Annotated in this window: 14 protein-coding genes; 9 read left to right on the top strand and 5 right to left on the bottom strand. The window is 72.9% G+C overall.

The features are described 5' to 3' along the window. Positions 1 to 96: 96 nt before the first annotated feature. Positions 97 to 1,398 carry a DUF445 domain-containing protein gene (locus J2W20_RS12445; RefSeq protein WP_373458011.1) on the top strand — a complete coding sequence of 434 codons (1,302 nt, stop codon included), beginning with the start codon at positions 97 to 99 and terminating at the stop codon, positions 1,396 to 1,398. 67 nt (positions 1,399 to 1,465) lie between these two features. On the opposite strand, the gene J2W20_RS12440 is transcribed toward J2W20_RS12445, so the two are convergent. Further along, positions 1,466 to 2,296: a hypothetical protein gene (locus J2W20_RS12440; protein WP_307006952.1), complete on the bottom strand. Its 831-nt coding sequence runs from the start codon at positions 2,294 to 2,296 to the stop codon at positions 1,466 to 1,468. A gap of 189 nt (positions 2,297 to 2,485) precedes the next feature. On the opposite strand from J2W20_RS12440, the gene J2W20_RS12435 reads away from it, so the two are divergent. From J2W20_RS12435 to J2W20_RS12410, 6 genes are all read left to right on the top strand, one after another. Beyond that, positions 2,486 to 2,740 (top strand): DUF6458 family protein, encoded by a 255-nt coding sequence (locus J2W20_RS12435; RefSeq protein ID WP_307006951.1) that lies wholly within the window; start codon positions 2,486 to 2,488, stop codon positions 2,738 to 2,740. A 180-nt stretch (positions 2,741 to 2,920) separates the two neighbouring features. Further along, positions 2,921 to 3,712 carry a DeoR/GlpR family DNA-binding transcription regulator gene (locus tag J2W20_RS12430; protein ID WP_307007063.1) on the top strand — a complete coding sequence of 264 codons (792 nt, stop codon included), beginning with the start codon at positions 2,921 to 2,923 and terminating at the stop codon, positions 3,710 to 3,712. Beyond that, a complete protein-coding gene (locus J2W20_RS12425; RefSeq protein ID WP_307006950.1) occupies positions 3,709 to 4,671 on the top strand; it encodes a 1-phosphofructokinase family hexose kinase in 963 nt (320 codons plus the stop codon). The genes J2W20_RS12430 and J2W20_RS12425 overlap by 4 nt, the downstream gene beginning before the upstream one ends. A 12-nt stretch (positions 4,672 to 4,683) precedes the next feature. Next, positions 4,684 to 6,714 carry a PTS fructose transporter subunit IIABC gene (locus J2W20_RS12420; protein WP_307006949.1) on the top strand — a complete coding sequence of 677 codons (2,031 nt, stop codon included), beginning with the start codon at positions 4,684 to 4,686 and terminating at the stop codon, positions 6,712 to 6,714. A 25-nt stretch (positions 6,715 to 6,739) separates the two neighbouring features. Continuing rightward, a complete protein-coding gene (gene ptsP / locus J2W20_RS12415; protein ID WP_307007062.1) occupies positions 6,740 to 8,452 on the top strand; it encodes a phosphoenolpyruvate--protein phosphotransferase in 1,713 nt (570 codons plus the stop codon). A gap of 77 nt (positions 8,453 to 8,529) precedes the next feature. Then, entirely contained in the window at positions 8,530 to 8,808 is a 279-nt protein-coding gene (locus J2W20_RS12410; protein WP_066494625.1) for an HPr family phosphocarrier protein, read from the top strand. A gap of 109 nt (positions 8,809 to 8,917) precedes the next feature. Here J2W20_RS12410 and J2W20_RS12405 read toward each other — a convergent pair whose 3' ends face one another. Genes J2W20_RS12405 through J2W20_RS12395 form a run of 3 tightly spaced genes read right to left on the bottom strand, consistent with a single transcriptional unit; the run spans position 8,918 to position 11,063 of the window. After that, positions 8,918 to 10,297 carry an FAD-dependent oxidoreductase gene (locus J2W20_RS12405; protein WP_307006948.1) on the bottom strand — a complete coding sequence of 460 codons (1,380 nt, stop codon included), beginning with the start codon at positions 10,295 to 10,297 and terminating at the stop codon, positions 8,918 to 8,920. After that, positions 10,294 to 10,713, bottom strand: a complete 420-nt coding sequence (locus J2W20_RS12400; protein WP_307006947.1) for an arsenate reductase ArsC — start codon at positions 10,711 to 10,713, stop codon at positions 10,294 to 10,296. Before J2W20_RS12400 ends, J2W20_RS12405 begins: the two co-directional genes overlap by 4 nt. Further along, entirely contained in the window at positions 10,710 to 11,063 is a 354-nt protein-coding gene (locus J2W20_RS12395; RefSeq protein ID WP_307006946.1) for an ArsR/SmtB family transcription factor, read from the bottom strand. The genes J2W20_RS12400 and J2W20_RS12395 overlap by 4 nt, the downstream gene beginning before the upstream one ends. 335 nt (positions 11,064 to 11,398) lie before the next feature. Here J2W20_RS12395 and J2W20_RS12390 point away from each other — a divergent pair, with 335 nt between their 5' ends. Then, positions 11,399 to 13,078: an MFS transporter gene (locus J2W20_RS12390; RefSeq protein WP_307006945.1), complete on the top strand. Its 1,680-nt coding sequence runs from the start codon at positions 11,399 to 11,401 to the stop codon at positions 13,076 to 13,078. A gap of 6 nt (positions 13,079 to 13,084) precedes the next feature. Here J2W20_RS12390 and J2W20_RS12385 read toward each other — a convergent pair whose 3' ends face one another. Further along, the gene (locus J2W20_RS12385; RefSeq protein WP_307006944.1) at positions 13,085 to 13,792 is read right to left on the bottom strand and encodes a pentapeptide repeat-containing protein; all 708 of its coding nucleotides are present in this window, start codon (positions 13,790 to 13,792) and stop codon (positions 13,085 to 13,087) included. 86 nt (positions 13,793 to 13,878) lie between these two features. Here J2W20_RS12385 and J2W20_RS12380 point away from each other — a divergent pair, with 86 nt between their 5' ends. Then, complete coding sequence (locus J2W20_RS12380) at positions 13,879 to 14,886, top strand: D-2-hydroxyacid dehydrogenase family protein (protein ID WP_307006942.1); 1,008 nt, start codon at positions 13,879 to 13,881, stop codon at positions 14,884 to 14,886. Positions 14,887 to 14,906 lie beyond the last annotated feature (20 nt).

Below are 14,906 nucleotides of genomic sequence, written 5' to 3'. Positions count from 1 at the left end.
CCCCTCCCCGGCCAGCCCCCTCAGACCCCGGATGCCCCGCCTGTCCCCCCGCAGGCGGGGCGTTCGGCTGTCCGCCCCCGCCGGTAGGGTTGAGTCATGGTGACGCTGAACCGCACCCCCGGCCCGCGCCCGGGAGCGGAGTCCGGCCCCGGCCCGACCGATCTCGAGCGGGCCGCCGCCCTGAGCCGGATGAAGGCCCTCGCCCTCTCCCTCCTGATGGGGATGGCGGTGGTCTTCGCGGTCTCCTTCGCGCTCCAGGAGCAGTACGCGTGGCTCCAGTACGTGCGGGCTGCCGCGGAGGGCGGCATGGTGGGAGCGCTCGCGGACTGGTTCGCCGTCACCGCGCTGTTCAAGCACCCGATGGGACTCCCCATCCCCCACACCGCGATCATCCCCACGCGCAAGGATGCGATCGGGGCGTCCCTGAGCGGGTTCGTGCGGGACAACTTCCTCTCCTCGGCGGTGGTGCGCGCCAAGCTCGACAGCGTCGACGTGGCACGGAAGGCGGGCACCTGGCTGGCGAGCCCCGCCGGCGCCGAGCGGGTCGCGAAGGAAGGGGCCGCCGTCGTGCGCGGGGCCTTCACCGTGCTCAACGACGACGACGTGCAGGCCGTGATCGAGGGCATGGTCCGGCGCCATCTGCTCGCGCCGCCGTGGGGGCCGCCGCTCGGCCGGGTGGCCGACCAGGTCCTCGCGGCCGGCCACCACCACCAGCTCGTGGACCTGCTCGTGGACCGGGCGGCGGACTGGGTCGCGGCGAACTACGAGGCCGTCACACGCGTGGTCTCGGACCGCTCGCCCTCGTGGGTGCCGAGCTTCGCGAACGACCTCGTGGGCGACAAGATCTACATCGAGCTGTCCAAGTTCGTCGCGGCCGTGCAGTCAGATCCGGACCACCAGGTGCGCCGCTCCATCGACGCCTACCTCCGGGAGCTGGCCCAGGACCTCCAGCACGAGCCGGTCATGATCGCCCGGGTCGAGGGCATCAAGGCGCAGGTCCTCGGCGACCCGCAGGTGCGCAGCCTCGCGGGCCGGACCTGGGCCACCCTCAAGCGGGTGCTGCTCGAGGCCGTCTCGGACCCCCGCAGCGAACTGCACCAGCGGTTCACGACCGCGGTGCGGGACTTCGGCGCGCGGCTGGTCGAGGACGAGGAGCTGGCCGGGAAGGTCAACGCGTGGGTCGCGGATGCGGCGTCGTACGTCGTGGCGACCTACCGCGACGACATCGCGGGCGTCATCGAGGACACCGTTGCCCGCTGGGACGCCCAGGAGACCTCGGAGAAGATCGAGCTCCAGGTCGGCAAGGACCTCCAGTTCATCCGCATCAACGGCACCGTGGTGGGCGCGCTCGCGGGGCTACTGATCTTTGCCGTGGCGCATGCCGTGTTCGGCGGCTAGGCGGACGACGGCGCGGGGCCGGCCCGGGCGCGGCGGCGTCCGGCGCGCACGGGGTCCGGCCGGCGGCTCAGTCCGCGAGCGGCTCGGTGCCGGCCCGCCCCTCGAGCATCCTCGTGCGGCGCTCTTCGATCTCCCGCTCGACGGCCTGCTGGGGCGTCTCCGCGGGCAGCACCTCGGGTGCCGGGCCGAAGGCCGTCTGGGCCGCGCGCACCACGGCGCGTCCCATCAGGAAGTTGCCGGCACCCCCGACCACCGCGCCGACCCCGAACGGGAGGGCGCGGCCCACGAGCGCACCGCCCTGCCGCTTGAGCAGCCACCGGAGGAAACGCCGCTGCACGGTGCCCTGGATGGCCTTGACCGCCGAGGACGGCACGGACCGGTTCAGCGCCACCCCCCAGGCGCTGGATGGGTGTCCGCCGCGGCCCAGGGCCTGGCCTCCCAGCGCGGAGAGCAGGGCCGTGCCCTCCTCCCCCAGCATGAGCGCCATGATCGTGGTGCGGGCCCTGTCCGGGTCCTCGAGGTGCACGCCGTGGAGCTCCGCGATCGAGGCCGCGTACAGGGCCGTCGCCTCGAGGAAGCCCACGGTCGCGGCAGCGGAGAGGCCCAGCGACGTCATGGTCCCCAGCCCCGGCATCGCCGCAGTGCCGCCCACGGCGGCGCCCGTGCCGCCCACCGCGGTGAGGTACCGGCGCTCGAGGCGGCGCGCGAGCTGGGCGGGGGAATCGTGCGGATGCTGGCGCCGCAGCCGGCGCAGGTTGGCCAGCACGAGCGGGCGCTGCACGTCCACCGCCGCCAGGAGCGCCCGGTGGACGCGGGGAGTCGCCTGGCCCCGGGCGTCGAACATCGTCTGGTGCGCTGTGTCCTGCGCGATCCGCAGGGCAATGTTCTTCTTCACCATCTGCACAGGCTAGACCCGGGCGCCGGACATGTCCCCCGCCCTTCGCGCTCGGCGTAGCCGAGGGCGCCCGGCCGGCCGAGGCGGAGCCCACTGTTTCGGAGGGCGGCCGGCGGGGAAAAGGACCGGCGACCCGCGCCCCGCGGGCTTGGAGCGCTGCCAGTGCACCGGCAGCGGCGGAAGGAGCTCATTATGGGCATCGGTGCGTCAATCTTCCTCATCGCCATCGGCGCGATCCTCGCATTCGCGGTGACGCCTGGCCTCATCCCCTTCATTGACCAGACGCTTGTCGGCTACATCCTGATCGGGGTGGGCGTGCTCGGTCTGATCGTCTCGCTCGTCATGATGGGCAGCTCGCGCCCGCGGCGGCGCGTGACGGAGTCGCGGCAGCTGGTGGACCCCGAGACCGGGGAGGCCGTCACCCGGCGCGACAGCCGCGAGATCTAGCGGCCGTCCCAGAACCCCGAGGCCCGGAGGAGCGCACGCTCCGCCGGGCCCTTCTGTGTTTATGTGGAACCTCTTGACTTTCCAACACAAACGCAGATACAGTCAATCAATCCCACATTCGTGTGATGGAGACCACAGGCTGGATCAGGGGCTCAGAGAGGAGAGGTGCCGGGCATGTCGATGTTCGCCGAAGAGCGTCAGCGGCTCGTCGCAGACCGCGTCGCCGAGGTCGGGCGGGTCAGCGTCACCGAACTCGCCGAGCGCTTCTCCGTCACCACCGAGACCGTGCGTCGCGACCTCGCGGCGCTCGAGTCCGCGGGCGTGCTCCGCCGCGTCCACGGCGGCGCCGTCCCCGCCGAGCGCGGGGCGACCGCGGAGGCGAGCCTCCTCGAGCGGCAGATCCAGAACCTCCTCGAGAAGCGGGCCATCGCGGACGCCGCGGCGGACCTGATCGAGTCCTCCCGGGCCGGCAGCGTCCTCCTGGACGCCGGCAGCTCCACCGAAGCCCTCGCGGAGCGCCTCATGGGCACCCCTCTGGACGGGCCGCCCCTCGTGGTCGTGACCAACGCCCTGCCGATCGCGGACAAGCTCGCGGCGGACGCCAACCTCAACGTCCAGCTGCTCGGCGGACGGATCCGCCCGCTCACCCGGGCGGCCGTGGGGCCCGCGACGGTCGACGCCGTCGAGCGCCTCCGCCCGGACCTCGCCTTCGTGGGGGCGAACGGCCTGCACGCCCAGTTCGGGCTCAGCACGCCGGATGCCGAGGAGGCCGCCGTCAAGGCCGCCTTCGTGCGCTGCGCGCGCCGCGTCGTGGCCCTCGTGGACCACACCAAGTTCGGGGTCGAGACGCTCGTGCAGTTCGCGCGCCTCGACCAGCTGGACACCATCGTGACCGACCGGGCACCCGAGGGGGACGTCGCCGACGCCCTCGAGGAGGCCGGAGTCGACGTTGTAGAGGCAGGGAAGCCATGATCGTCACCCTCACCGCGAACCCGAGCCTGGACCGCACGGTCGAGCTGGGCGCACCCCTGCTGCGGGGCGAGGTCCAGCGTGCCGTCTCGGTGCGTCAGGAGTCCGGCGGCAAGGGCGTGAACGTGGCCCGCGCGCTGCGGGCCTCCGGTCTCGACACCCTCGCCGTCCTCCCGGGCGACGCCTCCGATCCCGTCGTCGCCGGCCTCGCCGCCTCGGGGGTGCCGTATGCGGCGCTGCCCATCGGGGCGCCGCTGCGCTCGAACGTGGCCCTCACGGAGCCAGACGGGGTCACCACCAAGGTCAACGAGCCCGGGCCCGAGCTCTCCCTGGCCCTCCAGGAAGCCCTGCTCGCCCTCCTCGTCGACCGCGCCCGCGGGGCGTCCTGGGTGGTCCTCGCCGGATCACTGCCCCCGGGGGTCCCCGAGGATTTCTATGCCACGGCAGCCGAGCGCCTGCGCTCGTCCGCCGACGGAAGCGCGCCGAAGATCGCCGTCGACTCCTCCGGCGCGCCGCTCGCGGCCTCCCTCGCGGGCAGGCCAGAGCTCCTCAAGCCCAACGCCGACGAGCTCGCGGAGCTCGCCGGACTCGTGGGCCTGCAGGACACGGGTACGCCGGCCGAGCTCGAGGCCTCCCCGGCGCTCGCCGCGAAGGCGGCACGGGCACTCGTGGACGCCGGGGTCGGAGCGGTGCTCGCGACCCTGGGGTCGAAGGGTGCCGTGCTCGTGACACGGGACGGTGCGTGGCACGCCACGCACCCGCCCATCAGGGCCGTCAGCACCGTCGGTGCCGGCGACTCCTCCTTGGCCGGGTACCTCCTGGCCGACTCGACTGGGGCGGACGCTGAGGGCCGCCTGCGCCAGGCAGTGGCCCACGGGGCCGCCGCCGCGTCCCTGCCGGGGTCTACCGTCCCGGCAGCGAACCAGACCACCCCCTCTGCCGTGACCGTCACGGCCCTCTGAGAAGGACTCATCATGACCGAACTCATCGCCCCCGAGCTCGTGGTGCTCGATGCGTCGCTGGGCTCTTCCCCCGCCGACGTGATCAGGCACCTGGCCGGCCTCGTTGCCGACGCCGGCCGCGCCACCGAGGTGGACGGGCTCTTCGCGGACGCCTGGGCCCGCGAGCAGAAGACCGCCACCGGCGTCCCCGGCGGCATCGCCATCCCCCACTGCCGCTCCGCCGCCGTGACCGAGCCCTCGCTGGCGATGGCTCGCCTGTCGCAGAAGGTCGGGTTCGGCGCGAAGGACGGCGACGCCGACCTCGTGTTCTTCATCGCCGCCCCGGAGGGCGCCGACCAGGAGCACCTCAAGCTCCTCGCGAAGCTCGCCCGGAGCCTCATCAAGAAGGACTTCACGGCGTCCCTGCGCGCGGCGGCAACCCGCGAAGAGGTGGTCGCGCTCGTGAACGAGGCCCTCGGCCTCACCGGCACCGCACCGGCCGCTGACGCGGCGGCGTCGGCACCCGCCGCACCGGCCGCCGCGGCAGGGCAGAAGCGCATCGTCGCCGTCACCGCCTGCCCCACCGGCATCGCCCACACCTACATGGCGGCCGACTCGCTCGTCGCCGCCGGCAAGGACAAGGGGATCGACGTGCAGGTCGAGACCCAGGGGTCCGCGGGCTCGACGCCGCTCCCCCAGTCCGTGATCGACGCGGCCGATGCCGTGGTCTTCGCGGTGGACGTGGACGTGCGCGGCAAGGAGCGCTTCGCGGGGAAGGCGTACGTGCAGTCGCCGGTCAAGCGCGGCATCGACGAGCCCGGGGTCATGCTCGACGAGGCCCTGGCCGTCGCCGCCGACCCCAGCGGGCGGAGGATCGCCCGCGGGGCCGCCGGGTCGGCGTCGTCCGCCTCCGGCGCCGAGACGAGCGAGTCCGGGGGCGCCAAGCTCAAGCGGGCGCTCCTCACCGGCGTGAGCTACATGATCCCGTTCGTCGCCGCGGGCGGCCTCCTGATCGCGCTGGGCTTCCTCCTCGGCGGCTACGACATCACGAAGTACGCGGACACGATCGTCCTCAAGAACAACGTGTTCAGCCTGCCGACCGAGTTCGGGCCGCAGGCCTGGGGCCCGCTCGGCGCCTACCTCGGTGCGGTGCTGTTCAAGATCGGCGGCCTGTCGATCGGCTTCCTCGTCCCGGCCCTCGCCGGGTACATCGGCTACGCCCTGGCTGACCGGCCGGGCATCGCCCCCGGCTTCACCGCCGGCGCTGTGGCGGGCTTCATGGGGGCCGGCTTCCTCGGCGGCATCGTGGGCGGCCTGCTCGCCGGCTACACCGCGCACTGGCTCGCGTCCCTCCCGGCTCCCCGCTGGCTGCGCGGCCTCATGCCGGTCGCGATCATCCCGCTCGTCGCGTCCATCGTGGCCTCCGGCCTCATGTTCGTGGTGCTCGGCGGCCCCATCGCGGTGGTCACGAAGGCCCTCAACGACTGGCTCACGGGCATGAGCGGCGCCGCCGCCGTGATCCTCGGCGTCATCCTCGGCCTCATGATGTGCTTCGACCTCGGCGGTCCCGTCAACAAGGTCGCGTACTCGTTCGCCGTCGCCGGCCTCAGCGCGGCGAGCGCGACCAACGCCGCGCCGTACCACATCATGGCCGCTGTCATGGCTGCGGGCATGGTCCCGCCGCTCGCGATGGCGCTCGCCACCGTGCTCGACCACAAGAACTTCAACGCGACCGAGCACGAGAACGGCAAGGCGGCGTGGCTCCTGGGGGCCTCGTTCATCTCCGAAGGCGCGATCCCGTTCGCCGCCGCGGACCCGCTGCGGGTCATCCCGGCGTCGATGCTGGGCGGGGCGCTGACCGGGGCGCTGTCGATGGCCTTCAACGTCTCCTCGAAGGCCCCCCACGGCGGAATCTTCGTCTTCTTCGCGATCGACAACTTCTTCCTCTGGGTCGTCTCGATCGCGGCCGGAGTCGTGGTGACCGCTCTGGCAACCATCGCCCTCAAGCGATACGTTGGCAAGAAGGCGCCCGAGGCCGCGGAGCCCGTCCCCGTCGCCGCCTAGCGAGAGAGAGTTCGAGGTCTTGATGATGGAGCAGTTTCACGGTGTCGGTGTCACTCCGGGGCGTGTGATCGGGCGGGTGCGGCAGATGCCGGCACCGGTCGGCGAGCCCCCGGCGGGGCCCGTTCCCGGCGGCGCGGACGCCGCCGCGGAGGGCGAGCGGATCCGCTCGGCGTCCAAGGCGGTCCAGGCGGCGCTGAAGGCCCGTGCGGCGTCGGCCTCGGGGGACGCGAAGGGCGTCCTCGAGGCGACCGCCCTCATGGCCGCGGACCCGATGCTCGTCAAGGGCGCCGTGAAGCTGCTCGACCCGTCCGCGGACGGCGGGGCCCGCTCGGCCGAGCGGGCCGTGTGGGAATCCGGCGCCGCGGTCGCGGAGAAGCTCAAGTCGCTCGGCGGCTACATGGCCGAACGGGCCGCGGACGTCCTGGACGTCCGCTCCCGGATCGTCGCCGAGCTCCGCGGGCTCCCGGCTCCGGGCATCCCCGAGTCGGACGAGCCGTTCGTCCTCGCCGCCGAAGACCTCGCCCCCGCGGACACCGCGACCCTCGACCCAGCGAAGGTCACCGCCCTCATCACGAGCGGCGGTGGCCCCCAGTCCCACACCGCGATCCTGGCCAGGGCCCTCGGCCTGCCGGCCGTGGTGGCGGCGGCCGGCGTCGACGCCATCGCTGACGGCTCCGAGGTCTACGTCGACGGGGCCGCGGGCACGGTCCAGACCGAGCCCGGGCAGCACGAGCGGGATGCGGCGGCGGCCTGGGCCACCCAGGCCGCCGCCCTGGCCGCGGGGTTCGCCGGAGGCAACCGGCTCGCCGACGGGCACGCCGTGCCGCTGCTCGCCAACGTCGCCACGGGCAAGGACGCGGCCAAGGCCGCCGCCGCCGGCGCGGAGGGCGTGGGCCTTCTGCGCACCGAGTTCTGCTTCCTCGACCGGGACACCGAGCCCACCCACGAGGAGCAGGTGGCCGCCTACACGGCCGTGTTCAAGGAGTTCGGCGGCAAGAAGGTCGTGATCCGCACCCTCGACGCCGGTGCCGACAAGCCGCTGCCGTTCCTGACCAACGCCGACGAGCCCAACCCCGCCCTCGGCGTGCGCGGCTACCGCACGGACTGGACCAGCCCCGGCGTCCTGGCGCGCCAGCTCGCCGCCATCGCCCAGGCGGCGCGGGAGAACGAGGCCGAGGTCTGGGTCATGGCCCCGATGATCGCCACGGCGGACGAGGCGGCCCACTTCACCGGGCTGGCGAAGGACGCCGGGCTGAAGACGGCGGGCGTCATGGTCGAGGTCCCGTCGGCGGCCCTCACGTCCTCGCACATCCTGAAGAACACGGACTTCGCGTCGCTGGGCACGAACGACCTCACCCAGTACGCCATGGCGGCAGACCGCATGCTCGGCCCGCTCGCGCACCTCAACGACCCGTGGCAGCCGGCGGTGCTGCACCTCATCAAGGCCACGTGCGACGGCGCCGCGGCGGCCTCCGAGGCCACCGGCACCGCCAAGCCCGTGGGCGTCTGCGGTGAGGCCGCCGCCGATCCCGCCCTCGCCGCGGTGCTCGTGGGCCTCGGCGTCACCACCCTGTCGATGTCACCGCGCGCCCTGACCGCCGTCAACCGGGTCCTGGCCACCGTCACCGTGGCCGAGGCAAGGCAGCTCGCCGCCCAGGCCCTCGCGGCCCCGTCCGCCGAGGCAGCCCGGGACGCCGTCCGCGGCGGCCTGCCCATCCTCGACGAGCTCGGGCTCTAGCCCGCCGGTACCGGCCCCGGCACCGACGCAGTACGCTTCCCCCACCAGCCCGACCCCCCACGAACAAGGAGCACCACATGGCAGAACGCACCGCAACGATCGGCTCGCGCGTGGGCCTGCACGCCCGCCCTGCGGCCATCTTCGCCGAGGCTGCCGGCGAGGCCGGCCTCGACGTCACGATCGCCAAGGTCGGGGAGCCCGCCGACGAGGCCATGGATGCCTCGAGCATCCTCTCCCTCATGAGCCTGGGCGCCGAGTACGGCCAGCAGGTTGTGCTGCGCGCCGAGGGGCCGGGTGCCGACGAGGCCCTCGCGAAGCTCGTGACGGTCCTCGAGACGGACCACGACGCCGAGTAGGCCCTAGGGGCCTCTGGCCCACCGGGCTAGAGAGGAGCGCGGCCGGATCCCTGACGGGGACCGGCCGCGCTCCTCTGGCGTCCAGCTGCTGGGGCACAGATGCCGGGGTTCAGATGCCGGCGCCCTCGGCGGCGCGGCCGTGGCGCAGCCCCGTCGGGAAGCCGACCGAGACGGGCGAGCGGTCGGGTGCGCTGCAGCACGAGCCGGCGAATGCGGCCTCGTCGGCACTGCCGTCCGATCCGACCCCCGAGCACACGCCCGTCGCCGGGAGCTGAAGTTCTACTGCCTCGGCGGCCGCGGCGTCGCCCGCGAGCGCGGCGGCAATCGAGCGGACCTGCTCGTAGCCGGTGGCCATGAGGAAGGTCGGGGCGCGGCCGTAGGACTTCATGCCGGCGATGTAGAAGTCCTTCTCGGGGTGGGCGAGGACCGCGGCGCCGTGGGGCTCGACCGTCCCGCACGAGTGGAAGTCCGGGTCGATGCGCGGTCCCAGGCGCCGCGGCGCGTCCACCGCGGGGTCGAGGTCGAGGCGGACCTCGGACAGGACCGAGAGGTCTGGCCGGAATCCAGTGGCGGGGATGAGCCTGTCGACCTCGAGCGTGCGCCCGTCCGCGGCGTGGACCCGCAGGCGCCGCCCGTCGAGGACCTCGAGCCGTGCGGTGCTGAAGCCGGTGACGAGCTGGACAGCGCCGGAACCGACCATGGCCTGCAGGCGGGTGCCGAGCTGGCCCCGCGCAGGGAGCTCGTCGGCATTCCCTCCGCCGTAGGCCTGGGCCGGGGTGGCTGCGCGGATCGCCCAGACGACCTCCGTGCCGGAGTCCGTCCGGGCGAGCTGGGTGAGCGCGAGGACGCTGTTCGCGGCCGAATGGCCGCCGCCCACCACGAGGGTGCGGCGGCCGCCGAAGCCGCCCGCGGCGACGTCGACCAGCGGCGCCGTGAGGAGGCCCGCCGCCGTGGCGTCCTCCTCGCCCGGCGCCGGGAGGCCGGAGGATCCCAGCGGCGCGCGGTGTTCCCACGTGCCGGAGGCATCGATGACGGCCCGGGCGAGGACCTCGGCCACGGTGCCGTCGGGCCCCTGCACCCGCAGGAGGAAGGGCGCCAGATCGCGGCCGACGCTGCTGCCCTTGTCCCGGTCCTTCCGGGTGACGGCGAGGACGCGGTGGCCGGTGCGGACGCGGCCGGCGAGCTCGGGAGTGGCGGCGAGGGGCTCGAGGTAGCCCTCCACGATCTGCGCGCCGTACGGGAGGGCGGTCGGCCTGGGAGGCTCCCACCCGTGTCGCTCGAGCAGGCGCACCGAGGCCGGGTCGAGGTTGTAGCGCCACGTCGAGAAGACCCGCACGTGCCCCCACTCGCGCATGGCGGCGCCGACGGCGGGACCGGCCTCGAGCACGAGCGGTTCGAGACCGCGCTCGAGGAGGTGCGCCGCTGCGGCCAGGCCCACCGGCCCGGCGCCGATGACCGCGACCGGATGGTCGGCGAGGACGGCGGTCATCGGCCCGAGCCTCCCGCCGGGAGCAGGTCCGCGATCAGGGCCTCGACCCGCGACCTGATCTCGTCGCGGATCGGCCGGACCGAGTCGACGCCCTTGCCCGCCGGGTCCTCGAGCTGCCAGTCCTCGTAGCGCTTGCCGGGGAAGACGGGGCAGGTGTCCCCGCAGCCCATGGTGATGACCACGTCCGAGTCCTTCACGGCCTCCGTCGTGAGCACCTTGGGCTTCTGCGTGCGGATATCGATGCCCTCCTCGAGCATCGCCTCGACCGCGGCCGGGTTGACGGTCGCTGCCGGCTCGGAGCCGGCGGATCGGACCTCGACCCGCCCGCCGGAGAGGTGGTCGAGGTAGGCGGCGGCCATCTGGGACCGGCCGGCGTTGTGGACGCAGACGAACAGGACGGAGGGCTTGCCACTCATGCTCCCGCTCCCTTCAGGAGGGCCGCAAGGCTTCCCAGCGCCTCGGTCCGGGCACGGTAGTACACCCAGACTCCCCGCTTCTCCCGCTCGAGCAGCCCCGCGTCGTGCAGGATCTTCAGATGCCGGCTGATGGTGGGCTGGGAGAGGTCGAAGCTCTCGTTGAGGTCGCACACGCAGGCCTCCCCGCCCGCGTGGGCAGCGATGAGGGACATGAGCCGCAGGCGTACCGGCTCGCCCAGCGCCTTGAGCACGGGTGCGATCTTCTCGGCCTCGTCGTGGGAGAGCGGCTTGCCGGAGACGGGCGAGCAGCACACCGGGGCGGCCGTAGGGGCGACATCGAGGAACGACATATCGAGATATTTGCATGTTTACATATCTGGGCGCAAGGGCACCGCATGCGCGTGCCTCTACCCCACCGAAGATCACAACTCAATAACCATCCGCCGGTGACCTCCGCCACGATCGGGCGAGGTGGCGGGGCGCGGCGGCAGGACGGCGTCGTACGCGCACGATTCCCCGGAACCATGCGGCTGCCGGCGGTGCGCGGCACTCTCACGCCGAGGACCCGGCAGTGTCCGGGCGCACGCGCGGGCGTGAGGCGGACCACGCCGGAAATCGACCTTCAACTCTCAGATCGAAGGACCCTCGACTAAACTTGAATGCCATGTCACGAGACCAGCGTCAGATGACCGAACCACAGCGCCCCCGGCGCGTGGTGTTCCGCAAACGAAAGCTGAGGGTTGACGACGTCAACGTCGTTGATCAGCCGATGCTCAAGAGGGCCATCGGCGGGACCATCGTGGGCAACACGATGGAGTGGTTCGACGTGGGCGTCTTCGGATACCTCATCACCACTATGGGACCGGTGTTCCTGCCCGAGGCAGACCGCACCGTCCAGACCCTCTTCCTCCTCGGGACGTTCGCAGCGACGTTCATCGCCCGCCCGGCCGGCGGCGTGTTCTTCGGCTGGCTCGGCGACAAGATCGGGCGCCAGCGCGTGCTCGCGATGACCCTGATCACGATGGCGTCTGCGACGTTCGCCCTCGGCCTCCTGCCCGGCTACGCGCAGATCGGCATCTGGGCCGCGATCCTCCTCGTCGCCATCAAGCTCATCCAGGGCTTCTCCACCGGCGGCGAGTACGCGGGTGCCACGACGTTCGTGAGCGAGTACGCGGCGGACAAGCGCCGCGGCTTCCTCGCGAGCTTCCTCGACATGGGCTCCTACATCGGGTTCGCGCTCGGCGCCGCGATCGTCTCGGTGCTCCAGCTGACCCTGGGCCAGGACGCCATGGTGGCGTACGGCTGGCGCATCCCGTTCCTCATCGCGGGCCCGCTCGGCGCCATCGCGATCTGGTTCCGCCTCCGCATCGAGGAGAGCCCCGCCTTCCAGGCGGCCCTCGACGCCCAGGAGAACATGAGCCGCGAGCTCGCCTCGCATGACGAGGTCGCCACCAAGGGCCCACTGCAGATCGTGCGCAGCTACTGGCGCCAGATCGTCGTGGCCATGGTCCTCGTCGCCGCGGCCAACACGGTCGGCTACGCGCTCACCTCGTACATGCCGACCTACCTGACCGAGTCCAAGGGCTACGACGAGCTCCACGGCACCATCCTCACCATCCCGGTGCTCGTGGTCATGAGCCTGTGCATCCCGCTGACGGGCAAGCTCTCCGACAAGATCGGGCGCCGCCCGGTCCTGTGGATCGGCGCCGTGAGCACGATCGTGCTCTCGATCCCGGCGTTCCTGCTCATCGGCGTGGGCTCCGTGCCCGCGACGCTCGCGGGCCTCGCGCTCATCGCGTTCCCCGTGACGTTCTACGTGGCCAACCTCGCCTCGGCCCTGCCGGCGCAGTTCCCCACGGCGAGCCGCTACGGCGCCATGGGCATCGCGTACAACTTCGCGGTGGCGATCTTCGGCGGCACGACGCCGTTCATCATCGACGCCCTGATCCAGTCCACCGGCAACGACATGATGCCGGCGTACTACCTGATGGCGACCTCGGTGGTCGGGGCGGTCGCGATCTGGTTCCTGCGCGAGTCGTCGCAGCGCCCGCTGCCGGGCTCGCTGCCCAGTGTGGACACCGAGGCCGAGGCGCGCGAGGTGGTCGCGCACCAGGAGGAGGACCCGAACATCGACCTCGCGCACATGCCGCTGCCGGAGGTTCCCGTCGCGGTGGCGGACGACGGCGTGGCGCTGCAGCTCCCGCTCGACCACCCGGCTGCCGTCGAGGCCGCCGAGGAGGCCGGAGTGGACCTGGAGGCGACCGCGCTCGAGGCGCAGGTCTCCGGCGAGGCCCCTGTGGCGTCCGGCCCGATCTCCGGGCCGGTGCCCGAGGTCCCGCTGGCACCCGCAGCGGTGAAGAACTAGGGGGCCTCAGCCCTCGATGGCGATCCCGAGCCGCTCGGCCATGAGCTCCGCGAGCTCGGCGGCCTGAAGGCTGCTCAGGGTCGCCCCACGGAGCCCGTCGATCCCGGTCACCCGGGAGAGGCGGGCTCCTCGCATGTCCACGTGCTCGAGGGAGGCGCCCCTGACGTCGAGCGCGTCGACCTGGGTGCCCTCGAAGGCCACGCGCAGGGCCGAGGCGTGGCCGAGGTCGAGCTCCTCGATCGCGCAGTCCTCGAACTTCACATCCCGCAGGCGCGCGCCGCGCAGGTTGACGTAGCCGAGCTTGCAGCCGCGCACGAGGACGCCGTTGAGCTCGGCGTCGTAGAGCTCCGCCGAGCCGATCCGGGAGGCGTCGATCTCCACCCCGCGCCAGCGGCTCCGCGGTGCAGGCAGGCTCGGGGCGTTGAGCCGCTCGAACCGGCAGTCGAGGAACGCGGCCGAGCCGAGGTCGGCGTCGTGCGCCGTGACATCCCGGAAGGCGCACTCCGAGAAGGTGGCGGCGCCGAGCTCGAGGCCCGTGAAGTCGGCGCCGTCGAACGCGAGCCCCTCCGTGCGGTGCCCGGCCTCGGGGTCGCCCGCGAGACCGGGCTCGAGCCCGTCGAGGACGAGCGCTTCGAGGCGGGGGGCGCCCTGGGCCCGGGCGGCGCGTGGGCCGGCGTTCCGGGCGGTGCGGGGGGAGCTGGTCGAGTCTGCCATGGATTGAGGGTAGCGGCGCCGCCGCCAACCCGGCAGGGCCCTTCCGCACCCGCCTGAAGTGGGCCCGCCGCAACTAGGCTGGGCCCATGGCTTCCCCCACAGGCATCCAGGGACTGAAGATCGCGATCCTCGACGACTACCAGGGCGTGGCCCGGGAAGCGGGCGGGTTCGCCCGGCTCGAGGACGCGGGCGCCGACGTCACCGTGTTCCGCGAGCATCTAGGGCACGACGACGACGCCGTGGCCTCGGCGCTCGCGCCCTTCGACGTGCTCGTGGCGATGCGCGAGCGCACGCCCCTGACCGCGGCGCGGCTCGAGCGGCTGCCAAACGTGAAGCTCATCGTCTCGACGGGCCGGCGCAACGCGTCGATCGACCTCAAGGCGACCGCCGCGCGTGGCATCACGGTGTGCGGCACCGGCTATCTCCCCTCCCCCGCCGCAGAGCACACGTGGGCGCTCATCCATGCGGCCACGCGTCGGCTCGACGCCGAGCTCGGCTCGGGCGGATCCGGCTGGACGGGCGGTACCGGCTGGCAGCACACCGTGGGCCGCGGGCTCGAGGGCGCGCGGCTTGGCCTGCTGGGCCTGGGCAACCTCGGCAGCCGCGTGGCACGGGTGGGCCTCGCGTTCGGGATGGACGTCATCGCGTGGAGCCAGAACCTCGACGACGAGCGCGCGGCGGAGGTCGGCGTGCGCCGGGTCGGGAAGGAGGAGCTCTTCGCCGAGGCGGACATCCTCTCGGTCCACCTGGTCCTGTCGAAGCGGACGCGCGGGCTCGTCGGCGCCCCGGAGCTGGCCCTCATGAAGCCGGATGCGCTGCTCGTGAACACCTCGCGCGGTCCGATTGTGGACGAGGCGGCGCTCGTGGACGCCCTCGAGGCGGGGCGGATCGGCGGTGCGGCCCTCGACGTGTACGACGTCGAGCCCCTCCCGGCAGACCACCCTCTCCGGCGTGCGCCGCGGACCTTCCTGACGCCGCACATCGGCTATGTCACGCGCGAGCAGTACGGGGTCTTCTACCAGGACTCGGTGGAGGACATCGAGGCCTGGGCCGATGGGTCGCCGGTGCGGGTCATGGAGCTCCCGCCCAAATAGGGCGACGACGCCTGCCCCGC

Source organism: Sinomonas atrocyanea, assembly GCF_030812675.1.
GTDB lineage: Bacteria > Actinomycetota > Actinomycetes > Actinomycetales > Micrococcaceae > Sinomonas > Sinomonas atrocyanea_B.
The sequence above is the reverse complement of the archived record's forward strand: the minus strand, read 5'-3'. Positions and strand labels throughout refer to the sequence as shown.